The following is a 23056-nucleotide window of genomic DNA, read 5'->3' as shown; positions in this document are numbered from 1 at the left end:
GATCGCACGATGGCCCAGGGTCATTCGCGGTATCGTGGCATGTCAATTCCAGGCGCACCGAATTTACTGTCGTCAAGGACGGTGAGAATCGATGGGCGACTTGTCTTCACAGGCGCCGCCGGCACCGGCGACGAAATTTCGCCCCCCGGTCGCGGTGCGCTCGTTGGTCACTCGCCACAAGTTGATGGCCGTTCTGCGCGCGGCCGGGCGTCGACGCCTGGTCCTGGTTTATGCGCCCTCGGGGTTCGGCAAGACCACGCTGGTGGAGCAGTGGCGAGGGGAACTGAGCAGCTCCGGTGTGGCGGTGGCCTGGTTGACCGTCGACGACGATGACAACAACGTGGTGTGGTTTCTCGCGCATGTGCTCGAGGCGATCCGACGGGTCCATCCCGCCGTGGCCGCGTCGTTGGGGCAGGCCCTTGAAGACCGCGGGGAGGAGGCGGTGCGCTACGTCTTGACGTCGCTGATCGATGAGATCGACCAGATCGGTACCCCGGTCACGCTGGTGATCGACGACTGGCAGCGGGTATCGCACAGCGCGACCACCGAGGCTCTGCGTTTCCTGATCCACCATGGTTCTCATCACCTGCAATTCATCGTGAACAGCTGGTCGCGCGCCCGGTTGCCGTTGAGTAAGTTGCGACTTCGTGACGAACTGGTCGAAATCGATTGTGAGAAACTGCGTTTCGATGCCGACGAGGCGCAAGCGCTGCTGAAGGACATTGCCGGGCTGCAGTTGGCGGATAGCGACGTGGCGGCCTTGACCGCCTCGACGGACGGGTGGGCCGCCGCCCTGCAGTTGGCGAGGCTGTCGCTGCGTGGCGATGGGGACGCCGCCGGCCTGCTGCGCCGAATGTCGGGGGACAACGAGGTGATCGGTGAACTTCTCGCCGAAAACGTCCTCAACACGCTGGAGCCCGAATTGCTCGAGTTTCTCTTTGCGACGTCGATCACCGAACGGACCTGCGGGGAGCTCGCGTCGGCGTTGGCCGGGGTCCGCGGCGGGCAGGACGTACTCGAGGACGTCGAGCGACGCGGCCTGTTCCTGCGGCGCATAGACGATGACCCACCGTGGTTTCGCTACCACCAGATGTTCGCCGAATTCCTGCGGCGCCGGCTTGAGCGAGACGATCCCGATCGCCTGAAACGCCTGCACCGCACCGCCTCGGACTGGTTCGCCGAGCACGGCTACCTCAGTTACGCCGTCGATCACGCACTGGCCGCGGGGGAGGCCATGCGGGCGGTCGACCTCGTCGAGCGGGACAGGACGATTGGATCGGTCAACCGATCGCGCATGACGACCTTTCTCGGCATCATCGACAAGCTGCCCCCGCAACTGGTGAATTCGCGGCCACGGCTGAACCTTTCCGTGGTGGCGGCCAATATTCTGCTGCAGCGCCCCGTCGCCATCGAGGCTGCCCTCGACCGCGTCGCCGGCGCCATATCCGCGGCAGACCTGCCCGAGGCGACGCGGGCGGATCTGACCCTGGAGGCCGACGTGTTGCGGGCGGTGGCCCAAATGAACGCCGACCGGGTCGAAGGCCTGGCCCATCTGGTGGCCCGGGTGATATCGAGGCCGAAGACCCTGCGCCCGGTGCTGCCCCAGGCGGCGGCAACCGTCGCGGCGTTCGCGGGCATCTACCGCTTCGACTTCGAGGCGGCGCATCGGGCCCTGGAGTGGGCGGCGCCCTACGACGAGGGGGTCGCCGCCGGGTACCACAGCTGCTGGGCGGGGATCGCCGCTCGACACCAGCTCGACATCCCGCGGGCGCTGAGCAGCTTCCGGAAAGCATTCGAAATCGGCGCGGCGGCGGGGCGGGAGTCGCAAGCGGCGCGGCACGCTGGGGCGCTTCTCGGCGAATTGCTCTACGAGATGGGCGAATTCGCCGAGGCGGCGGATCTTCTCGAGGAGAGCTACCGGCTCGGACCCGAAGCCGGCGCCGTCGACTACCTGGCGGCGCAATACGCCGTCAGCGCCAGAATCAAAGCCGCCCAGGGGCATCGCGATGCGGCGGCCGGTCGCCTCGACGCCGGTATGACGGTGGCCGAGAAGTTGCGGTTGCCGCGGCTGGCGGCCGCCATCAACCACGAACGGGTCCGGTTGGCGCTGCCGATCACCTCGCCGGAGGCCGATCGGCTTCGGGCCGTGCGTCGGGTCTTTCATGGTTCCAACGGCATCGCCACCGTCACCGCCGAGCTGGACGAGGCCTCCGGCATCCGCCTGCTCTCGCGAAGCCGCGCCGGCGACGACCGCGACCGGGCGTGCCGGCGCGCCGGCGCCCTGCTCGGCGGGATCGACCCGACCGCCCGGCCGCTGGCGGCCCTGCACGCGCGCCTGCTGTTGGCCGAGACCCTCACCGCCGCCGGGCTGGCGCACGACGCGCGAGACCACATCGCGGCCGTCCGCGCCCTGTGCGCCCAACACGGGCTACCGCAGCTGCTCGTCGACGCCGGGCTCGGTTAGCGGGCGGCCCCGTCGGCACGGCTCACTACAATGGCCACCGTGCTCATCGGTTCGCACGTCCACCAGGACGACCCCCTGGCCGCCGCGCAGGCCGACGGCGCCGACGCGGTGCAGTTCTTCCTCGGCAACCCGCAGAGCTGGAAGAAGCCCAAGCCCCGCGACGACGCCGAGGCGCTCAAGGCGTCGACCATCCCGCTGTACGTCCACGCGCCGTACCTCATCAACGTGGCCTCGGCGAACAACCGCATTCGCATCCCGTCGCGCAAGATCCTGCAGGACACCTGCGACGCGGCCTCGGAGATCAACGCGACGGCGGTGATCGTGCACGGCGGTCACGCCGACGACAACGACATGGAGGCCGGCTTCGAGCGCTGGGTCAAGGCGCTGGACTACCTAGAAACCGATGTGCAGGTGTACCTGGAGAACACCGCCGGCGGCGACCACGCGATGGCCCGCTATTTCGACACCATCGGCAGGCTGTGGGATCGCATCGGGGACAAGGGCATTGGCTTTTGCCTGGACACCTGCCACGCGTGGGCCGCGGGGGAGGAGCTGATCGACGCGGTCGACCGGATCAAGGCGCTGACCGGCCGCATCGACCTGGTGCACTGCAACGACTCGCGCGACGCGGCGGGCTCGGGCGCCGACCGGCACGCCAACTTCGGCACCGGCCAGATCGACCCCGAGCTACTCGCCGCGGTCGTCAAGGCCGCGGGGGCCCCCGTCATCTGCGAAACCGCCGACGAGGGCCGCAAGGACGACATCGCGTTCCTGCGGGAAAAGACCGGCAGCTGATCTCCCGTCCCGTGCTCGGTCGGCTCGCGGCGCTCGTCGCAGTGGTTCTGCTGGTCGCGGGTTGCTCGTCGTGGTCCGATCCGCCGGCGGGCTTCGTGAACGGCACCAGCCTGCACCACCTCAAGGTCGGGGGCCTCGACCGCAGCTACCGGTTGTACAAGCCCGTCGGCCTGCCCGCCTCGGCTCCGCTGGTGGTCGTGATGCACGGCTACTCCGGCAGCGGCAGGCAGGTCGAAAGGGATTACCAATGGGACGGTCTGGCCGATTGGGGCAAGTTCCTCGTCGCCTACCCGGATGGCCTCGGCCGGGCGTGGAACGTCGACGGGGAAACCTGCTGCGGCCGTTCCGGACGGGACGGCGTCGATGACGTCGGCTTCATCCGCGCGGCCGTCGCCGACATCGCCAAGAACCTGGGCGTCGACCCCGCCAGGGTCTATGCCACCGGCATGAGCAACGGCGCCATCATGTCCTTCACGCTGGCGTGCACCACCGACATTTTCGCCGCGATCGGCCCGGTTGCCGGCACGCAGCTGAACGCGTGCCGGGCCCCGCGCCCGACGTCGGTCATGCAGATTCACGGCACCACCGATCGGCTCGTGCCGTACGGCGGCGGGCAGGGCTTCAGCGTCATCAACGGCCCGTCGGTGCCGGACGTGAATGCGTTCTGGCGCAACGTCGATCAGTGCGGCGCCCCCACCGCCACCGCCAGCGGCCCGGTGACGACGTCGACGGCCGGATGCGCCGGGGGCCGCGCCGTCGTGCTGGTCACCGTCGACGGGGGCGGACACGAGTGGCCGCCGTTCGCCAGCCAGGCGCTGTGGCAATTCTTCGCGGCCCACGCCCGCTGACCATTACAGCTCTTGTGCGACTGTCGAAGAAATGTAACATGAGTGGCATGCCAGACACCCATGTCGTCACCAACCAGGTCCCGACCCTGGACAACCACAACCCCGCGACGTCCGCCGTGCTCGTCGAGGCCCTGATCCGCGAGGGCGGGCAGTGGGGCGTCGACGAGGTGACCGAGCTCGGGGCGCTCGCCGGCACCCGCGAAGCCCAGCGGTGGGGCGAGCTCGCCGATCGCAACCGGCCCGTGCTGCACACCCACGACCAGTACGGGCACCGCGTGGACGAGGTGGAGTACGACCCGGCCTACCACGAGCTGATGCGCGCGGCGATCGCCCACGGTGTCCACGCGGCCCCGTGGGCCGACGAGCGGCCGGGCGCGCACGTGGTGCGCGCCGCCAAGATGTCGGTCTGGAACGTCGAGCCCGGACACACCTGTCCGATCTCGATGACCTATGCCGTCGTTCCGGCGCTGCGCTTCAACCCCGAACTTGCCGCGGTGTACGAGCCGCTGCTGACCAGTCGCGTGTACGACCCCGAGCTGAAACTGGCGACCACCAAGGCCGGCGTCACCGCCGGCATGTCGATGACCGAGAAGCAGGGCGGCTCCGACGTGCGCGCCGGCACCACCCAGGCCACCCCCAACGGCGACGGCACGTACAGCCTGACCGGCCACAAGTGGTTCACGTCCGCGCCGATGTGCGACCTCTTCCTGGTGCTGGCGCAGGCGCCCGGCGGGCTGTCCTGCTTCCTGCTGCCGCGGGTGCTGCCCGACGGCACCCGCAACCGGATGTTCCTGCAGCGGCTCAAGGACAAGCTCGGCAACCACGCCAACGCCTCCAGCGAGGTCGAGTACGACGGCGCCGTCGCCTGGTTGGTGGGCGAGGAGGGCCGCGGCGTGCCGACCATCATCGAGATGGTCAACCTGACCCGGCTGGACTGCACGCTGGGCAGCGCGACCAGCATGCGCACCGGCCTGACCCGCGCCATCCACCACGCGCAGCACCGAAAGGCGTTCGGCGCCTACCTGATCGATCAGCCCCTGATGCGCAACGTGCTCGCGGACCTGGCCGTGGAGGCCGAGGCGGCCACGATCGTGGCGATGCGGATGGCCGGCGCCACCGACAAGGCGGTGCGCGGTGATGCCACGGAGGCGCTGCTGCGCCGGATCGGCCTGGCGGCCAGCAAGTACTGGGTGTGCAAGCGCGCCACCCCGCACGCCGCCGAAGCGCTGGAATGCCTGGGCGGCAACGGCTACGTCGAGGATTCCGGGATGCCGCGCCTCTACCGTGAGGCGCCGCTGATGGGCATCTGGGAGGGCTCCGGCAACGTCGGTGCGCTGGACACGTTGCGCGCCATGGCAACTCGCCCCGAATGCGTCGAGGTGCTGTTCGCGGAGCTGGCCCAGTCGGCCGGTCAGGACCCGCGGCTGGGCGGGCACGTGGAGCGGTTGCGCCAGGATCTGGGCGAGCCGGACAACATCGCCTACCGGGCCCGCAAGGTCGCCGAGGACATCTGCCTGGCGCTGCAGGGTTCGCTGCTGGTGCGGCATGGGCACCCCGCCGTCGCCGAGGCCTTCCTGGCCACGCGGCTCGACGGCCGGTGGGGCGGGGCCTTCGGCACCATGCCGACCGGGCTGGACCTCGCGCCGATCCTGGAGCGGGCCCTGGTAAAGGGCTGAGCCGCAACATGACTCACGCCAGCGACGATGCAGTGGGGGCGCCCCCAGGCGCGGAGCGCCGAGGGGGACGTAGCGATGAGGTGGGGGCACCTCCCGCTTGCGGGGGAGAGCGGCGCGCGTGACTCACGCGATCAGGCCGGTCGACTTCGACAACCTGAAGACGATGACCTACGAGGTCACCGACCGGGTTGCGCGCATCACCTTCAACCGGCCCGAGAAGGGCAACGCGATCGTCGCGGACACCCCGCTGGAGCTCTCGGCGTTGGTCGAGCGCGCCGACCTCGACCCCGGTGTGCACGTCATCCTGGTGTCGGGTCGCGGCGAGGGCTTCTGCGCGGGCTTCGACCTGAGCGCCTACGCCGATCGCACCGGCTCGGCCGGCGGGACGGGCGCGTACCAGGGCACCGTGCTGGACGGCAAGACCCAGGCGGCCAACCACCTGCCGGACCAGCCGTGGGACCCGATGGTCGACTACCAGATGATGAGCCGCTTCGTGCGCGGGTTCTCCAGCCTGATGCACGCCGACAAGCCGACGGTGGTGAAGATCCACGGCTACTGCGTGGCCGGCGGCACCGACATCGCGCTGCACGCCGATCAGGTGATCGCCGCGGCCGACGCCAAGATCGGCTACCCGCCGACCCGGGTGTGGGGCGTCCCGGCGGCGGGCCTGTGGGCACACCGGCTCGGCGATCAGCGCGCCAAACGCCTGCTGCTCACCGGCGATTGCATCACCGGCGCGCAGGCCGCCGAGTGGGGCCTGGCCGTCGAGGCGCCTGAGCCGCAGGACCTCGACGAACGCACCGAGCGGCTGGTGGAGCGGATCGCGGCGGTGCCCGTCAACCAGCTGATCATGGTCAAGCTGGCGCTCAATTCGGCCCTGCTGCAACAGGGTGTGGCCACCAGCAGGATGGTCAGCACGGTCTTCGACGGCGTCGCGCGGCACACGCCCGAGGGGCACGCCTTCGTGGCCGACGCGGTCGAGCACGGCTTTCGGGAGGCGGTGCGGCATCGCGACGAGCCGTTCGGCGACCACGGCCGCAAAGCCTCGGGGGTGTGATCCGTTGCCCCACATGACCGCCCGCTCGGTGGTGCTCAGCGTGCTGCTCGGCGCGCACCCGGCGTGCGCCAGCGCCGGCGAATTGATCAGGCTGACAGCCGATTTCGGCATCAAGGAGACCGCGCTGCGGGTGGCGCTGACCCGGATGGTCGGGGCCGGCGATCTGATCCGGTCCGCCGACGGCTACCGGCTCTCGGATCGATTGCTGGCCCGCCAGCGCCGGCAGGACGACGCCATGCACCCCCGCACCCGCCCGTGGCGGGGCGACTGGTCGGTGCTGATCGTGACCAGCGTGGGCGGCGATGCGCGCACCCGGGCGGCGCTGCGAGCAGGCATGCACGACAAGCGTTTTGGCGAACTCCGCGAGGGGGTGTGGATGCGGCCCGACAACTTGCGGCTGGACCTGGATCCCGATGTCGCGGGGCGGGTGCGCGTGCTCAAGGCCCGCGACGACGCGCCGGCGGAGCTGGCCGGCGAGCTGTGGGACCTGCCGGGGTGGGCCCGAACCGGACACCGGCTGCTCGGCGAGATGGCCGGCGCTTCCGATATTCCCGGCCGTTTCGTGGCGGCCACGGGCATCGTGCGCCACGTGCTCACCGACCCCATGCTGCCCGCCGAACTGCTGCCCGCCGATTGGCCCGGCGACCGGCTGCGCGAGGCTTACCACGACTTCGCCACCGAGCTGGCGCGGCGGCGTGACCCATCCCTGTTGGAGGTGACATGAGTGATCCAGTGCGCGTAGAGCGCAACGGCGCCGTGACGACGGTGATCCTCGACCGGCCGGGCGCGCGCAATGCCGTCAACGGCCCGACGGCCGCCGCGCTCTACGCGGCGTTCGACGAGTTCGACCGCGACGACACCGCGTCGGTGGCCGTGCTCTGGGGCGACAACGGAACGTTCTGCGCCGGAGCCGATTTGAAGTCCTTCGGCACGCCCGACGCCAACGCCGTGCACCGCACGGGCCCCGGCCCGATGGGGCCCACCCGGATGGTGCTGTCCAAACCCGTAATCGCAGCGGTCAGCGGCTACGCCGTCGCCGGGGGCCTGGAGTTGGCCGTTTGGTGTGATCTGCGGGTTGCCGAGGAGGACGCCGTATTCGGGGTGTTCTGCCGGCGCTGGGGCGTGCCGCTCATCGACGGCGGCACCGTGCGGCTGCCCCGGCTGATCGGGCAGAGCCGCGCAATGGACATGATCCTCACCGGCCGCGGGGTCAAGGCCGACGAGGCGCTGGCGATGGGGCTGGCCAATCGCGTCGTGCCGAAAGGCCAAGCGCGCCAAGCGGCGGAGGAACTGGCGGCCCAGCTCGCGGCGCTGCCGCAGCAGTGCCTGCGATCGGACCGGCGCTCGGCGCTGCACCAGTGGGGCACTGCCGAATCCGACGCCATCGACTTCGAATTCGCCAGCATCTCGCGCGTCGCCGCGGAGGCCGCGGAAGGGGCCGGGCGGTTCGCCGCGGGTGCCGGCCGCCATGGCACGCCGGCGAATTAGCCCTTGCTGATCGAGTTGCTCGAGCCGAGGTTGTCGACCTTGGGATCACCGTCTTTATAGGTGACGGTGTTGCTCAGTCCCACCACGGTGATGCGCGTGTTGACCTTGTCGAGGGTGATCTTGTTGTTCGCGCCGCCGATGGTCACCGTCTCGCAGGTGCCCGTCACGGTCAGCGTGTTGTTGGAGCCGCCCACGTTCAGCGACTTGCCGTCGGCGCAATCGAGGGTGGCCGTGGTTCCCATCGAGCCGTAGTTCAGCGTGTTGCCGATCTCGACGGACGCCGTGGTGCTCGCCCCGCCCGTGCTCGTCGGCCCCGCCGCGGCGCTCGTGGTCGTCGTGCTGCTTTTCGTCGTCGTCGTGGTCGAGCCACCGGGCGGGTTGGCGGTGGAACTGCAACCAGCCAGCACTAACGCCGCGGCCGCCGGTGCCAAGGCGAGCGCCGCGAGCCTGGACGGGCGGTCGGTGATGTGGTCGCGCATCGATCCTCGATTCTCTCGATTCGGTGCTCAGCCCGGCACCTGCTGGAGCCGGTTGGTCATGCCCAGTTCGCGCCCGCGGTCCCAGAGGATCGGGTCGCCGCCGTGATAGAACACGGTCTCGTTGTAGCCGTACACCGTGATGTCGTGGGTGACCGAGTCGGCGATGACGGTGTTGCCCGATCCCATGACCGTCACAGCCCAGCAGTTGCCCTTCGCGTTGACGACGTTCGAGCTGCCGTTGACGATCAGGGTCGCATCGTTGCAGTCCAGCGTCTGCTCGAGGCCCTGCCCGATGACGTGGGTGTCGCCGTTCTTGGCCGGCGCGGCCGGCGTGGGGGCGAGGACGACGAGGGCGCAGGTGACCAGCGGCCCCGCGGCGGTTGTCCACTTCACGGCGAGCCCCCTTCGGCGTCGAGTCGGCCTGGAAAGAGATTACGTGTATCCGCCCGCCCGGCGGCAGGGTTATCGGCTCACCATTTTCCCGCCCATCGTCAACTAGAGTCATTAGTTAACCCACCCGCATCACTCGAAGGGCGATCGCCATGGCAGCTCCAGAACCGCCGCCGGCGGCGGGGCGCCAGCGCGCCGGGAAGTCGGGCTCCCGGCCGGCCAAGCTGAGCCGCGAAGGCATCGTCGACGGCGCCCTGACGTTCCTGGACCGCGAGGGCTGGGACTCGCTGACGATCAACGCGCTGGCCACCCAGCTGGGCACCAAGGGGCCGTCGCTGTACAACCACGTGGACAGCCTGGAGGACCTGCGCCGCGCTGTGCGGATCCGCGTCATCGACGACATCATCACGATGCTGAACCGGGTCGGCGAGGGTCGCGCGCGCGACGACGCGGTGCTGGTCATGGCCGGCGCCTACCGCAGCTACGCCCATCACCACCCCGGGCGGTACTCCGCGTTCACCCGGATGCCGCTGGGCGGCGACGACCCCGAGTACGCGGCCGCCACCAGGGGCGCGGCCGCGCCCGTCATCTCCGTGCTGGCCTCCTACGGCCTCGGCGGTGAGGAAGCCTTCCACGCCGCCCTGGAATTCTGGTCCGCGCTGCACGGCTTCGTGTTGCTGGAGATGACCGGGGTCATGGATGACATCGACACGGACGTGCTGTTCTCCGACATGGTGTTGCGGCTGGCTCGGGGTATGGAGGCGCTGAGCAGGCGCACCGCGCGCCAAGCAGCCCCGAACTAGTCCGATGGTGGCGATCCGCGGCCCCTCGCCGCCGCTTTGACCAGCGAGACCGGCGGCGGGTATTGTGGTAGCTCGTGCCTGGCGGCTTACGGCGCCTGACGTAAGGGAGCGGATGCCGGGCTAATTCGCATGTCCCCGACGCACCGGATCGACTGCCGTGCTGAGCGCTTGCGACACACCCGGCCGCGGGGTAGGCGAGCTTACCCGGGGCGGGCGAAACTGCAGTACACAGACTTAACAGCTTGAGCCAGAACACGAACGACAACACAGAAAGCCGGTAGATGCCAACCATTCAGCAGCTGGTCCGCAAGGGTCGTCGGGACAAGATCGGCAAGGTCAAGACCGCGGCTCTGAAGGGCAGCCCGCAGCGCCGTGGCGTATGCACCCGCGTGTACACCACCACCCCGAAGAAGCCGAACTCGGCGCTTCGGAAGGTCGCGCGCGTCAAGCTGACGAGCCAGGTGGAGGTCACCGCCTACATCCCCGGCGAGGGCCACAACCTGCAGGAGCACTCGATGGTGCTGGTGCGTGGTGGCCGGGTCAAGGACCTGCCCGGTGTCCGGTACAAGATCATCCGCGGTTCGCTCGACACCCAGGGCGTCAAGAACCGCAAGCAGGCTCGCAGCCGTTACGGCGCCAAGAAGGAGAAGAGCTAATGCCGCGCAAGGGGCCCGCGCCCAAGCGTCCGCTGGTGAACGACCCCGTGTACGGGTCGCAGCTGGTCACTCAGCTGGTGAACAAGGTTCTGCTCAAGGGGAAGAAATCGCTCGCCGAGCGCATTGTTTATGGTGCGCTCGAGAATGCGCGGGAAAAGACTGGTACGGATCCCGTGATCACCCTCAAGCGTGCTCTCGACAACGTCAAGCCCGCCCTGGAGGTGCGCAGCCGCCGCGTCGGTGGTGCGACCTACCAGGTGCCCGTCGAGGTGCGTCCTGACCGGTCCACCACGCTGGCGCTGCGTTGGCTTGTCAGCTTCTCGCGGCAGCGCCGGGAGAAGACCATGATCGAGCGGCTGGCCAACGAGATCCTCGACGCCAGCAACGGCCTCGGGGCCTCCGTCAAGCGGCGTGAGGACACCCACAAGATGGCCGAGGCAAACCGCGCCTTCGCGCATTATCGCTGGTGAGACCCGCCGGCGATGATGCCGGAGGCGTAACGACAGCTAACCAAGCAATCGAAAGAGTGGGAAGACTTCTGTGGCACAGAAGGACGTGCTGACCGACCTGACCAAGGTCCGCAACATCGGCATCATGGCGCACATCGACGCCGGCAAGACGACGACGACCGAGCGCATCCTCTACTACACCGGCATCAGCTACAAGATCGGTGAGGTGCACGACGGCGCCGCCACCATGGACTGGATGGAGCAGGAACAGGAGCGGGGGATCACCATCACCTCCGCGGCCACCACCTGCTTCTGGAACGACAACCAGATCAACATCATCGACACGCCTGGCCATGTTGATTTCACCGTCGAGGTGGAGCGCAGCCTGCGCGTGCTCGACGGTGCCGTCGCCGTCTTCGACGGCAAGGAGGGCGTCGAACCGCAGTCCGAGCAGGTGTGGCGCCAGGCCGACAAATACGACGTCCCGCGGATCTGCTTCGTCAACAAGATGGACAAGATCGGCGCCGACTTCTACTTCTCGGTGAAGACCATGGAAGAGCGGCTGGGCGCCAACGTCATCCCGATCCAGCTGCCCGTCGGCTCCGAGGGTGACTTCGAGGGCGTCGTCGATCTGGTCGAGATGAAGGCCAAGGTGTGGAGCGCCGAGGCCAAGCTCGGCGAGAAGTACGACGTCGTCGACATCCCCGCCGAGCTGCAGGAGAAGGCCGACGAGTACCGCACCAAGCTGCTCGAGTCCGTCGCCGAGACAGACGAGACGCTGCTGGAGAAGTACCTGGGCGGCGAGGAGCTCACCGTCGAGGAGATCAAGGGCGCGATCCGCAAGCTGACGATCAGCTCGGAGGCCTACCCGGTGCTGTGCGGCAGCGCGTTCAAGAACAAGGGCGTGCAGCCGATGCTGGACGCGGTCATCGACTACCTGCCCTCGCCGCTGGACGTGCCGCCGGCCGTCGGCCACGCCCCCGGCAAGGAGGACGTCGAGGTCGTGCGCAAGCCGTCGACCGACGAGCCGTTCTCGGCGCTGGCCTTCAAGGTCGCCACGCACCCGTTCTTTGGCAAGCTGACCTACGTCCGGGTGTACTCGGGCAAGGTCGATTCCGGCAGCCAGGTCATCAACTCCACCAAGGGCAAGAAGGAGCGGCTGGGCAAGCTGTTCCAGATGCACTCCAACAAGGAGAACCCGGTGGAGACCGCGTCGGCCGGTCACATCTACGCGGTGATCGGTCTGAAGGACACCACCACCGGCGACACCCTGAGCGACCCGAACGACCAGGTCGTGCTCGAGTCGATGACCTTCCCCGACCCGGTCATCGAGGTGGCCATCGAGCCCAAGACCAAGAGCGACCAGGAGAAGCTGAGCCTGTCGATCCAGAAGCTCGCCGAGGAGGACCCGACGTTCAAGGTCCACCAGGACGCCGAGACCGGCCAGACCGTGATCGGCGGCATGGGCGAGCTGCACCTGGACATCCTGGTCGACCGCATGCGCCGCGAGTTCAAGGTCGAGGCCAACGTGGGTAAGCCCCAGGTGGCCTACAAGGAGACCATCCGCCGCGTGGTGGAAAAGGTCGAGTTCACCCACAAGAAGCAGACCGGTGGCTCGGGCCAGTTCGCCAAGGTGCTGATCAACCTCGAGCCGTTCCACGGCGAGGACGGCGCGACCTACGAATTCGAGAACAAGGTCACCGGCGGACGCATCCCGCGCGAGTACATCCCGTCGGTGGACGCCGGCGCCCAGGACGCCATGCAGTACGGCGTGCTGGCCGGCTACCCGCTGGTGAACCTCAAGGTCACCCTGCTCGACGGCGCCTTCCACGAGGTCGACTCGTCCGAGATGGCCTTCAAGATCGCCGGTTCCCAGGTGCTGAAAAAGGCTGCCGCGCAAGCGCAACCGGTGATCCTGGAACCGATCATGGCCGTCGAGGTCACCACGCCCGAGGACTACATGGGCGATGTGATCGGCGACCTGAACTCCCGCCGTGGCCAGATCCAGGCCATGGAGGAGCGGAGCGGTGCACGCGTGGTCAAGGCGCACGTGCCGCTGTCGGAGATGTTCGGCTACGTCGGCGACCTGCGGTCGAAGACACAAGGCCGGGCGAACTACTCCATGGTGTTCGACTCCTACGCCGAAGTACCGGCGAACGTGTCGAAGGAGATCATCGCTAAGGCGACGGGTCAGTGAGTTCAGGCGTACGAGTAAGCTGACCCGGTTAACACCGCGGCACAACAAGAAATCAACACTGCTTAACAAAGCACCAACAAGTCGGAGGACACAACAGTGGCGAAGGCGAAGTTCCAGCGGACCAAGCCCCACGTCAACATCGGGACCATCGGTCACGTTGACCACGGCAAGACCACCCTGACCGCGGCTATCACCAAGGTCCTGCATGACAAGTTTCCGGACCTGAACGAGTCCAAGGCGTTCGACCAGATCGACAACGCCCCCGAGGAGCGTCAGCGCGGTATCACCATCAACATCGCGCACGTCGAGTACCAGACCGACAAGCGGCACTACGCCCACGTCGACGCGCCTGGTCACGCGGACTACATCAAGAACATGATCACCGGCGCCGCGCAGATGGACGGCGCGATCCTGGTGGTCGCCGCGACCGACGGCCCGATGCCGCAGACCCGCGAGCACGTGCTGCTGGCCCGCCAGGTCGGCGTGCCCTACATCCTGGTCGCCCTGAACAAGGCCGACGCCGTCGACGACGAGGAGCTGCTCGAGCTCGTCGAGCTGGAGGTCCGCGAGCTGCTGGCCGCCCAGGAGTTCGACGAGGACGCCCCGGTGGTGCGGGTATCCGCGCTCAAGGCGCTCGAGGGCGACGCCAAGTGGGTCTCGTCGGTCGAGGAGCTGATGGACGCGGTTGACGAGTCCATCCCGGACCCGGTCCGCGAGACCGACAAGCCGTTCCTGATGCCCGTCGAGGACGTCTTCACCATCACCGGCCGCGGCACGGTGGTCACCGGGCGTGTGGAGCGCGGCGTCATCAACGTGAACGAGGAAGTCGAGATCGTCGGCATCCGCCCGACCAGCACCAAGACGACCGTCACCGGTGTGGAGATGTTCCGCAAGCTGCTCGACCAGGGCCAGGCCGGCGACAACGTCGGGCTGCTGCTGCGCGGCATCAAGCGCGAGGACGTCGAGCGCGGCCAGGTCGTCACGAAGCCCGGCACCACCACGCCGCACACCGAGTTCGAGGGCCAGGTCTACATCCTGTCCAAGGACGAGGGCGGCCGGCACACGCCGTTCTTCAACAACTACCGCCCGCAGTTCTACTTCCGCACCACCGACGTGACGGGTGTGGTGACGCTGCCGGAGGGCACCGAGATGGTGATGCCCGGTGACAACACCAACATCTCGGTGAAGCTGATCCAGCCGGTGGCCATGGACGAGGGCCTGCGGTTCGCGATCCGCGAAGGTGGCCGCACCGTCGGCGCCGGCCGGGTCGTCAAGATCATCAAGTAGCTCTGTTCGACGCGAAGCCCGGGCCGCCATGGCAGCCCGGGCTTCGTGCGTTTCCGGGGCCGCGGCAATCGGCGAAACCGGGCGTCGGCGGCGCGGTTAATATAGGTTTAGCCTTATTGCGTCCGTGTCTAATGACCGGCCGATTGTTTGATCGTGATGACCCGCACGGGAGGTACGGATGTCGTTCGTTTTCGCGACGCCTGAGTACCTATCCGGGGCGGCCTCCGACCTCGCGAATATTGCGTCGGCAATCAGCTCGGCCAACGCCGCGGCGCTGACCCCGACCTCGGGGGTGCTGGCCGCGGGTGCCGACGAGGTGTCGGCGACGATCGCCGCGCTGTTCGGCGCGCACGCCGAGGTCTACCAGGCGCTCAGCGCCCAGGCGGCGATGTTCCACCAGCAGTTCGTCGAGCTCATGAGCGGCGGCGCGGCCCAGTATGCCCTCGCCGAGGCGACCAATGCCTCGCCGCTGCAGACCGTGGAGCAAGCGGCGCTGGGCGCGGTCGGCACGCCGAGCCAGGCGGCGGCCGCTGCCGTCCCGGCCGGTAACGGCGTGAGCCCCTCACTGGCGGTCGCGCCCAGCGGGCCGGGCGTGTTGGGTGCCGGGGGCAGCGGCGTGGCCGGCCAGCTGATTAGCGCCGTCGGTCCCGCCTCCGCGGCCGCCGGCAGCGGCGAGTCGTTCGGCATGGGCGGGGCCGGTTTCACCGGCAGCCTGGTCGCGGGTCAGAACCTCGGCGCCGTCCCCGCGGCCGCCGCCACCGGCGGCCCGGCCGCGTCCTCCGGCGTCATCGGGGCCTCAGAAGGTGTGGCAGCCGCCGAGGAGGTCGGCCTCGACGGATACGCCGGAACGCCGCTGCCCGCGACGATGCCGGCCGCGGCGCCCGCCGGCTCTTCGGCGGCGGTGCGTCCCGCGACGCCGGCCTACTCTCCGGCGGCGGCCGCCCCGGCCGAGTCCTCCGAGGAGTAGACCCGGGCTCGGAAACGGTTTGCGCGCTCGGCTATCGCGACCGCCGGTCGAGCGCTAATCTGACACGGACTTCCCAGCGAGACGAGGAGAGACACGTGTTGGCGCGCTACCTGAAGGCACAGTTGATCGTTTTGCTGTGCGGCGGCCTGGTGGGTCCGATCTTTTTGGTCGTCTACTTCACCCTCGGGTTCGGCGACCTGCTGCAGTGGATGCTGTACGTGGGCCTCCTGATCACCGTGGCCGACGTGGTGATCGCGCTCGCGCTGGCCAACTACGGGGCGAAGTCATCCGCCAAGAACGCCGAGCTCGAGCAGCACGGCGTGCTGGCGCTGGCCCAGATCACCGGGCTCAGCGAGACCGGGACCTGGATCAACAACCAACAGGTGGTCAAGGTCTACCTGCACATCGCGGGGCCCGGGTTTCTGCCGTTCGACAGCGAGGACCGGGTGATCGCCAGCGTGACCCGGCTCGGCAACCTCAACGCCCGCAAGGTCGTGGTCCTGGTCAACCCCACCACCGGTGAGTACCGGATCGACTGGGAACGCAGCGCTTTGGTCAACGGGCTGGTGCCGGCGCAGTTCACGCTGGCCGAGGACAACAGGACCTACGACCTCAGCGGGCAGGCCGGACCGCTGATGGAGATCCTGCAGATCCTCAAGGCGAACAACGTCCCGCTCAATCGGATGGTCGACATCCGGTCCAATCCCGCGCTGCGCCAGCAGGTCCAGGCCGTGGTGCGGCGGGCGGCCGAACAGCAGGCACCGGCCCCCCAGCCGGCGGCGGCCGGCGGTCCGGCGCCGGTCGCCACGCCGCAGCCGTCGATCGCGCAGCGGCTCCAAGAGCTCGAGACGCTGAAGGCCAGCGGCGCGCTGAGCGACCAGGAGTACAACAGCCGCCGGGCCCAGATCATCTCCGAAATCTGAACCCAGGATTAGTTAGAACACGTTTCAGTTTCGCTGCTAGCCTTGCACCGTGGCTGAATCACTGCAGGGACGGGTGGCATTCATCACCGGCGCGGCCCGGGCGCAGGGGCGCTCGCATGCGGTGCGGCTCGCGCGGGAGGGTGCCGACATCATCGCGCTCGACATCTGCGCGCGGGCGTCCGACACCCTGACCTACACACCGGCCACGCCCGAGGATCTCAACGAGACCGTCCGACTGGTCGAGGCCGAGGGCCGCAAGGTGCTGGCCCGCGAGGTCGACATCCGCGACGACGCCGCGCTGCGGCAGCTGGTGGCCGACGGCGTCGAACAATTCGGCCGGCTCGACATCCTGGTGGCCAACGCCGGGGTGCTGGGGTGGGGCCGGGTCTGGGAGCTCACCGACGAGCAATGGGACACGGTGATCGGGATCAACCTGACCGGCACCTGGCGCACCCTGCGGGCCGCGATTCCGGCGATGATCGAGGCCGGCAACGGCGGGTCGATCGTCGTCGTCAGCTCGTCGGCGGGCCTGAAGGCGACGCCGGGCAACGGCCACTACGCCGCGAGCAAGTTCGGGCTCACCGCGCTGACCAACACGCTGGCCATCGAACTCGGCGAATACGGCATCCGGGTCAACTCCATCCACCCCTACTCGGTCGAAACCCCGATGATCGAGCCGGAGGCGATGATGGAGATCTTTGCCAAGCACCCGCGTTACGTGCACAGCTTCCCGCCAATGCCAATGCAGTACAAGGGCTTCATGACGGCCGACGAGGTTTCCGACGTCGTCGTCTGGTTGGCTGGGGACGGCTCAGGCACGCTCTCGGGTAGCCAAATCCCGGTGGACAAGGGCGCCTTGAAGTACTGATTCGCGATCGTGTATGAACACCACGTGACCGAAAATGGCATCGTGATCGTGGGTGGCGGGCTCGCCGGGGCCCGGACCGCCGAACAATTGCGCCGGTCGGAATACACCGGTCCCATCACGATCGTCAGCGACGAGGTGCACCTGCCGTACGACCGCCCGCCGCTGTCCAAGGAGGTGCTGCGCAAAGAGGTCGACGACGTGGCCCTCAAGCCGCGCGAGTGGTATGACGACAACGACATCACCCTGCGACTCGGTTCGGCGGCAACCGGTCTCGACACCGCCGCGCAGACGGTCACGCTGGCCGACGGGTCGGTGCTCGGCTACGACGAACTCGTCATCGCCACCGGGTTGGTGCCGCGGCGCATTCCCGCGCTACCGGATCTCGACGGCATTCGGGTGCTGCGCTCGTTCGACGAGAGCATGGCGTTGCGCGAGCACGCGTCCGCCGCGCAGCGCGCCGTCGTGATCGGCGCGGGTTTCATCGGCTGCGAGGTGGCGGCCAGCATGCGCACCCTCGGGGTGCACGTGGTGCTGGTCGAGCCGCAGCCGACGCCGCTGGCCGCCGTGCTGGGCGAGCAGATCGGCGCACTGGTGGCGCGGTTGCACCGCGACGAAGGCGTCGACGTCCGCCTCGGTGTCGGCGTGACCGAGGTGCGCGGCGAGGGCCACGTCGACACCGTGGTGCTCACCGACGGGACGGAACTGCCCGCCGACCTGGTCGTCATCGGGATCGGGTCGCGCCCGGCCACCGAATGGCTCGAGGGCAGCGGCATCGACGTCGATAACGGTGTCGTCTGCGACGAGGCCGGCCGCACCAGCGCGCCGAAGGTGTGGGCGCTGGGGGATGTCGCATCCTGGCGCGACGCGACGGGACACCAAGCGCGCGTGGAACATTGGAGCAACGTCGCCGACCAGGCCCGGGTGGTGGTGCCGGCGATGCTGGGGCGGGACGTTCCCACCAACCCCGTCGTCCCCTACTTCTGGAGCGACCAATACGACGTCAAGATCCAGTGCCTGGGGGAGCCGGAGGCCACCGACACCGTCCATCTCGTGGAGGACGACGGGCGCAAGTTCCTGGCCTATTACGAGCGCGACGGGGTGCTGGTCGGCGTGGTGGGCGGCGGGATGCCGGGCAAGGTCATGAAGGTCCGCGCCAAGATCGCCTCCGCCGCGCCCATCGCCGAGGTGCTGGGCTGACGAATCCCAAGGTGGCGATACTCGACGACTACGCCGGCCTGGCCCTCGACCTCGCCGACTGGTCGCAGGTGCAAAACCGTTGCGAGATCACCGTTTTCGATCGGCATCTGTCCGAGGCGGAAGCGGTGGAGGCGCTGCGGCCCTTCGACGTGATCTGCACCATGCGCGAGCGGATGGCCCTGCCGCGCACGCTGATCGAGCGGCTGCCGAACCTGAAGCTGATCACCATCGTCGGCCGGAGCCTGCCCAACCTGGACATGGCGGCGGCCAGCGAGCGCGGCGTGCTGGTCGCCCACTCGGACTTCGCCCATCCCCGATTCACCTCGGTCCGCGACGCCACCCCGGAACTGGCCTGGGGGTTGATGATCGCGACCGTGCGCAATCTGGCCGAAGAGCATCGGAGCATGCGCGCGGGGGGCTGGCAGAGGACCACCGGGATGGCGCTGTCCGGCAAGACGATCGGGCTGCTCGGCCTGGGCAGGACCGGCAGCCGCATGGCCGAATACGCGAAAGTGTTTGGCATGCAGGTCATCGCGTGGAGCCAGAACCTCACCGAACAGGCCGCGGCGGCGGTCGGCGCCCGCCGGGTCGAGAAGGAGGTGCTGTTCTCCGAATCCGACGTGGTGTCCATTCACCTGGTGCTCTCCGAGCGCACCCGGGGCCTGGTCGGCCGTCCCGAGCTGGCCCTGATGAAGCCGCACGCCTACCTGATCAACACCTCCCGCGGCCCGATCGTGGACGAGGCCGCCCTGATCGACGCGCTGCGCACCGGGCGCATCGCCGGGGCCGGGCTCGACGTCTATGACACCGAGCCGCCCCCGCCGGACCACCCGTTGCGGGCGTTGGCGAACGTCACGCTGTCTCCCCACCTGGGCTACGTCACCCGGGAGATGCTCGGCGCCTTCTACGAGGACACCGTCGAGGCCGTCGTCGCGTGGCTGGACGGGGCGCCCATCCGGATCGCCAACGCCTAGAACTCGCCGAGATAGAAGCGGCCGCCCTGGTCGTCGACGCACTCGGCGGTCACGCCGTATGGCTGGCGGGCCGGCTCGGCGAGCACGGTGCCGCCGGCCTCGCGGACGCGCGCGACGGCCGCCTCGAGGTCCGGCACCGTCCACATCGGCACCGTGGCGGGATCGGGGCCGCCGCCGGCGGCGCCGGCCATCGGATGGGTGCCCACCACCTGCCAGCCGTCGGCCACCTGGCCGGGTTCGAAGGCCCATCCCAGCACCCGGCCGTAGAAGTCGCGGAAGCCCGCGGAATCCGGCACCAGGTAGGTGACGTAGGACAGCTCGCCGGGCCCGGAACCGTTGAGTTCCGGACGCTTTCGTCCGGGCGGCGGCTCGAACACCGCGAACGCCACCCCGTGCGGGTCGGTGGCTTCGAGCAGGACGCCGTACTCGGTGTCCCGGGTTTCGCCCGGGACACCGCCGGCCTCCGCGATCGCCGCGCGGGCGGCCTCGGCATCGGCCACCGCGTAGCAGCAGAACAGGGTGGGCTGCCCGGGACTGGCCACAATGCCGGTCGGCAGCTCGGTGTTGGTGACCCGGTGCGATGCGGGGTCGTAGGTCCAGCCCAGGACGTGGCCGTAGAAGGCGGCCGCTCGATCAGGGTCGGGCGTCCACACCGAGACGTACCCGAGGTCGCCGTGCCGGATGGGCGGTGCCGCGGTGGGGCCGGACAGCATCCACCGGTGGCCGAAGGGGTCGATGATGGTCGCGGTGCGGTTTCCGTAGTTTTCGTAGGGCTCGCGCTCGACGGCGGCGCCGCCTTCGCTCGCCCGCCGCAGCGCGGCGTCGGTGTCGGCGACGCGTAGCATGAGGCTCACCGAAACCCGTCCGGGCGCAGGGGCTTTCAGGCCGAACTCCGGGTATTCGTCGGCGAGATAGAGCACGCCGCCGGCGATCGCAATCTCCGCGTGCCCGATGCGGCCGTCGTCCATCACAATCGGTTCGCCGATCACTTCGGCGCCGAAGGCGTCGGCGTACCAGGCGATCGCCGCCCGCGCGTCCCCGACGCTGAGGTAGGGCAGCGCCGCCGGGCGCGGGGCGGCCTCGGCGGCCGATGGCTCGGTCAGTTCGGACAGGGCGCTGGCGGTGCCGCCCATGACGACTCCTTTCGGTAGGGACAATGCGGATTCCAGGCGCCGGCGCAGGCGCGCGGCGAAGTCCGGATCGGGTTGCGCCGGAAGGTCGTTGGCGCGCAGCACGTCCAGCGGATCGATGTGGTCCTGTCGACTCATGACGTGCCCCCTTCCGGATACTGCCGTTTGAAGGCCCGGCGGGCCCGGACCAAGAGCGCCTCCGTGGCGTGCACGGAGCGTCCGAGCAGCTCCGCGCATTCGCCGACCGTGCAGTCGTCCATGTAGCGCAGCACCAGCACGGCGCGGTGCGGCTCGGCCAGCCGCGCCAGCACCGCCTCGGCGACCAGGCGATCCAGCTCGGCGTCCCAGTCGTCGGCCCCGTCCACCGGTTCCGGCGGATCGGCGACCGGCACGGCGAGCCGGTGCTGACCGCGCCGATAGTGGTCGGCCAGCTTGTGGCGCGCCACGCCGAGCAGCCACGGGATCGAGATCGGCGGCGGGTCGTCCTTGCGCGCGGCGTCCATCGCCGCGAGAAAGGACTCCGACGTCAGGTCCTCCGCCGTGGCGCGATCCCGGCAGCGGCGGACGAAATACCCGTACACCACGGGCAACGCCTCGTCGTACAGCGCGAGCAGGGCGCGTCGAGCGTCGCATTGGTGCTCCGCTTCGGCGCTCACACCCCTATCGTCGCCGCTGCGGGCCGAACTCCGACGCGGGCGGGCGAAAAAATTATTGCCAATTCACCGGGGGGCCGTGCGGATGGCATTCGCCGAGAATCGCGAGCTCGCCGCCCGGCCAGCGGCGGGCCCGCACCAAGAACCTGATCGGCGCGCCCGGCCCGTCCCGCGCGGGTTCGAGGGTGAGATGGGCGAACGGTGACCGGGCGCCGGCTTGCGCGCCCAGCGCCTCGACGCCGTCGCGGACGCCGGCGCGCTCGTCCTCGGACAGGTACTGCCAGGTGATCGAGTGCCACAGCACGGTCAGCGCGCCGTCGGCGAGGCTAAGGCCGGCCACCGCGTCGGCCGCGCTCCGGCGCTCGAGCCCCGCCGGAACGCTCCGGGCTACCGCGATGGCACCGCGCAGCCGGTCCAGCCGGGCGTCCTGGTCGGGCCAGACGTAGCTCAACACGGTCATCTCCCCGTCGGCGCCGGTGACGTCGATGGGTGCGATGTCGTAACCGTTTCGCTCGACGATCCAGACGGTGCCGTCGGGCGGCAGGGCGCCGCGCCACGCGTCGTCGATAGTCACCGGCGAATCGAGGGGCCCCCATCGGCCGCGGTCGTACCGGTAGTGGTAGTGGTCCGCCCGCATGTTCAGCCCGGCGCTCGATCCGATCTCGAAAAGCCTTACCGGCAAACCCAATCCGTGATCCAGCCGCAACAGCCCACCGATCAGCGCGGCGGAGCGGCCCACCTCGTTGGTCTGCGGCGGTTGTCGTAGCGCCGCGCGCAGAAAGCCGCTGTGACGGGCGGCGGTGCCCAGGATTTCGGGCCAGGCGTCGCGAGCGTCCCACGCGCCACCGGCGCTGGGATACCAGAGCCGCAACGCCGGGGCCCGGCCGTCGAGCACCAACCGGTGCAGCCCGCCGAGCAGCCGCAGGGGCACCGCGAGGCGCGACGGATCGTCCTCGTGGCCGGACAGAATCGCCGCGAACACGCCGCCCGCCTCGACGTCGGCGGCCACCAACTCGAAGAGCTCCCCGTACATCGGGGAGCCGGAGCCCGCGCAGAACCGGCCCTGCGAGCGCAACATGTGCAGCAGGTGCTCGGGGCCCGCGTTCATCGGTCCAGGCTTTCCAGCCCGGCGCCGACGACGTCGAATGCGTTGCCGAGCGCGACGGGCAACGGGACGGACTCGTCGGAGAGCCAGTGCTCATAAGCGCTCAGTGCCACCCCGAGCATCGTCCAGGCGACGGTCTGTGGCACCGGATCGGTCGTCTTGAGTCCCAACCGGTGGGCCACGAAGCTCGCCATCACCTCGCGCCATCCCGCATACATCGTCATCGAATAGGCCTGCAGCTCCGCGGTTTCCAGGATGACGCGCATGCGTTGACGGTGCCGGGCGGTCTCGCATTCGTCAAAGGTGTTGAACGCCAGCAGCGCCGCACGCAGCGCGTCGCCCAGCGGGACCCGCGAATCGACCTTGTCGAGCAGCTGCTGCAGGTGCGCGAGGTGGGCGTCGAAGTCGCCCCAGAGGATCGCGTTCTTGGAGGCGTAATAGCGAAACACCGTGCGGCGGGCGATCCCGGCCGCGTGCGCGACGTCGTCGACACTCACCTCGGCGAAACCTCGGGCGGCGAACAACTCGAGGGCGACATCGGTGATGTGGCCCGGGGTCGTGGAGCGGCGCCGGCCCACCCGCGGCTGCGGCATCATCGGACCCGCCCTTCCATTGCGGCACTCGATGCCATATTGTGTCCAGAACGATCC

Annotated in this window: 23 protein-coding genes and 1 pseudogene; 18 read left to right on the top strand and 6 right to left on the bottom strand. The window is 69.1% G+C overall.

Translation table 11 applies throughout. From position 1 onward, the window contains the following. Positions 1–91 precede the first annotated feature (91 nt). From MTAB308_RS11930 to MTAB308_RS11900, 8 genes and pseudogenes are all read left to right on the top strand, one after another. On the top strand, positions 92–2464 hold the full coding sequence (locus tag MTAB308_RS11930; protein WP_077099610.1) for a winged helix-turn-helix domain-containing protein: 2373 nt from the start codon (positions 92–94) through the stop codon (positions 2462–2464). Positions 2465–2503: 39 nt separating this feature from the next. Then, positions 2504–3259: a deoxyribonuclease IV gene (locus tag MTAB308_RS11925; RefSeq protein ID WP_077100148.1), complete on the top strand. Its 756-nt coding sequence runs from the start codon at positions 2504–2506 to the stop codon at positions 3257–3259. A gap of 11 nt (positions 3260–3270) precedes the next feature. Next, the gene (locus MTAB308_RS11920) at positions 3271–4107 is read left to right on the top strand and encodes an extracellular catalytic domain type 1 short-chain-length polyhydroxyalkanoate depolymerase (RefSeq protein ID WP_077099609.1); all 837 of its coding nucleotides are present in this window, start codon (positions 3271–3273) and stop codon (positions 4105–4107) included. Between the two features lie 47 nt (positions 4108–4154). Then, on the top strand, positions 4155–5783 hold the full coding sequence (locus tag MTAB308_RS11915; RefSeq protein ID WP_077099608.1) for an acyl-CoA dehydrogenase family protein: 1629 nt from the start codon (positions 4155–4157) through the stop codon (positions 5781–5783). An 18-nt stretch (positions 5784–5801) separates the two neighbouring features. Then, positions 5802–5897 (top strand): annotated as a pseudogene (locus MTAB308_RS30585) (hypothetical protein); the annotation flags it as partial. Positions 5898–5901: 4 nt separating this feature from the next. Continuing rightward, positions 5902–6840 (top strand): crotonase/enoyl-CoA hydratase family protein, encoded by a 939-nt coding sequence (locus MTAB308_RS11910; RefSeq protein WP_077099607.1) that lies wholly within the window; start codon positions 5902–5904, stop codon positions 6838–6840. 4 nt (positions 6841–6844) lie between these two features. Beyond that, positions 6845–7564, top strand: coding sequence for a PaaX family transcriptional regulator C-terminal domain-containing protein (locus MTAB308_RS11905; protein WP_077099606.1), 720 nt, complete (start codon positions 6845–6847; stop codon positions 7562–7564). Beyond that, complete coding sequence (locus MTAB308_RS11900) at positions 7561–8328, top strand: crotonase/enoyl-CoA hydratase family protein (RefSeq protein WP_077099605.1); 768 nt, start codon at positions 7561–7563, stop codon at positions 8326–8328. Before MTAB308_RS11905 ends, MTAB308_RS11900 begins: the two co-directional genes overlap by 4 nt. Here MTAB308_RS11900 and MTAB308_RS11895 read toward each other — a convergent pair. Together MTAB308_RS11895 and MTAB308_RS11890 are read right to left on the bottom strand one after the other, a co-directional pair. After that, a complete protein-coding gene (locus MTAB308_RS11895; protein ID WP_077099604.1) occupies positions 8325–8807 on the bottom strand; it encodes a DUF3060 domain-containing protein in 483 nt (160 codons plus the stop codon). The genes MTAB308_RS11900 and MTAB308_RS11895 overlap by 4 nt on opposite strands. Before the next feature lie 27 nt (positions 8808–8834). Beyond that, a complete protein-coding gene (locus MTAB308_RS11890) occupies positions 8835–9200 on the bottom strand; it encodes a DUF3060 domain-containing protein (RefSeq protein WP_077099603.1) in 366 nt (121 codons plus the stop codon). A gap of 149 nt (positions 9201–9349) precedes the next feature. Between MTAB308_RS11890 and MTAB308_RS11885 the strand changes: the two genes are divergently transcribed. The 10 genes from MTAB308_RS11885 (at position 9350) to MTAB308_RS11840 (ending at position 19518) form a co-directional block, all read left to right on the top strand. Then, positions 9350–10000, top strand: coding sequence for a TetR/AcrR family transcriptional regulator (locus MTAB308_RS11885; RefSeq protein WP_077099602.1), 651 nt, complete (start codon positions 9350–9352; stop codon positions 9998–10000). 281 nt (positions 10001–10281) lie between these two features. Then, on the top strand, positions 10282–10656 hold the full coding sequence (gene rpsL, locus MTAB308_RS11880; RefSeq protein WP_003879423.1) for a 30S ribosomal protein S12: 375 nt from the start codon (positions 10282–10284) through the stop codon (positions 10654–10656). After that, positions 10656–11126, top strand: coding sequence for a 30S ribosomal protein S7 (gene rpsG / locus MTAB308_RS11875; RefSeq protein ID WP_066907284.1), 471 nt, complete (start codon positions 10656–10658; stop codon positions 11124–11126). The genes rpsL and rpsG overlap by 1 nt, the downstream gene beginning before the upstream one ends. A gap of 70 nt (positions 11127–11196) precedes the next feature. Then, complete coding sequence (gene fusA / locus MTAB308_RS11870; RefSeq protein ID WP_077099601.1) at positions 11197–13302, top strand: elongation factor G; 2106 nt, start codon at positions 11197–11199, stop codon at positions 13300–13302. A 96-nt stretch (positions 13303–13398) separates the two neighbouring features. Beyond that, positions 13399–14589 carry an elongation factor Tu gene (gene tuf / locus MTAB308_RS11865; RefSeq protein ID WP_066907286.1) on the top strand — a complete coding sequence of 397 codons (1191 nt, stop codon included), beginning with the start codon at positions 13399–13401 and terminating at the stop codon, positions 14587–14589. A gap of 178 nt (positions 14590–14767) precedes the next feature. Further along, positions 14768–15556 (top strand): PE family protein, encoded by a 789-nt coding sequence (locus tag MTAB308_RS11860; RefSeq protein WP_077099600.1) that lies wholly within the window; start codon positions 14768–14770, stop codon positions 15554–15556. A 95-nt stretch (positions 15557–15651) separates the two neighbouring features. Further along, positions 15652–16479, top strand: coding sequence for an SHOCT domain-containing protein (locus MTAB308_RS11855; protein WP_077099599.1), 828 nt, complete (start codon positions 15652–15654; stop codon positions 16477–16479). Between the two features lie 49 nt (positions 16480–16528). Continuing rightward, positions 16529–17347: a mycofactocin-coupled SDR family oxidoreductase gene (locus MTAB308_RS11850; RefSeq protein ID WP_077099598.1), complete on the top strand. Its 819-nt coding sequence runs from the start codon at positions 16529–16531 to the stop codon at positions 17345–17347. A gap of 24 nt (positions 17348–17371) precedes the next feature. Then, the gene (locus tag MTAB308_RS11845; protein ID WP_425436249.1) at positions 17372–18544 is read left to right on the top strand and encodes an NAD(P)/FAD-dependent oxidoreductase; all 1173 of its coding nucleotides are present in this window, start codon (positions 17372–17374) and stop codon (positions 18542–18544) included. Further along, positions 18541–19518, top strand: a complete 978-nt coding sequence (locus MTAB308_RS11840; protein ID WP_342744154.1) for a D-2-hydroxyacid dehydrogenase family protein — start codon at positions 18541–18543, stop codon at positions 19516–19518. The genes MTAB308_RS11845 and MTAB308_RS11840 overlap by 4 nt, the downstream gene beginning before the upstream one ends. On the opposite strand, the gene MTAB308_RS11835 is transcribed toward MTAB308_RS11840, so the two are convergent. The 4 genes from MTAB308_RS11835 to mftR are packed head-to-tail and all read right to left on the bottom strand — an operon-like array spanning position 19515 to position 23002. Further along, on the bottom strand, positions 19515–20786 hold the full coding sequence (locus tag MTAB308_RS11835) for a VOC family protein (protein WP_077099595.1): 1272 nt from the start codon (positions 20784–20786) through the stop codon (positions 19515–19517). The two genes, MTAB308_RS11840 and MTAB308_RS11835, sit on opposite strands and share 4 nt — an antisense overlap. Further along, on the bottom strand, positions 20783–21304 hold the full coding sequence (locus MTAB308_RS11830; protein ID WP_077099594.1) for an RNA polymerase sigma factor: 522 nt from the start codon (positions 21302–21304) through the stop codon (positions 20783–20785). The genes MTAB308_RS11835 and MTAB308_RS11830 overlap by 4 nt, the downstream gene beginning before the upstream one ends. Before the next feature lie 52 nt (positions 21305–21356). After that, a complete protein-coding gene (locus MTAB308_RS11825) occupies positions 21357–22409 on the bottom strand; it encodes a DUF2332 domain-containing protein (protein WP_077099593.1) in 1053 nt (350 codons plus the stop codon). Further along, complete coding sequence (gene mftR, locus MTAB308_RS11820; protein WP_173842153.1) at positions 22406–23002, bottom strand: mycofactocin system transcriptional regulator; 597 nt, start codon at positions 23000–23002, stop codon at positions 22406–22408. The genes MTAB308_RS11825 and mftR overlap by 4 nt, the downstream gene beginning before the upstream one ends. Between the last annotated feature and the right edge of the window lie 54 nt (positions 23003–23056).

It is taken from the genome of Mycobacterium terramassiliense, from assembly GCF_900157385.1.
Lineage (GTDB): Bacteria > Actinomycetota > Actinomycetes > Mycobacteriales > Mycobacteriaceae > Mycobacterium > Mycobacterium terramassiliense.
The sequence above is the reverse complement of the archived record's forward strand: the minus strand, read 5'-3'. Positions and strand labels throughout refer to the sequence as shown.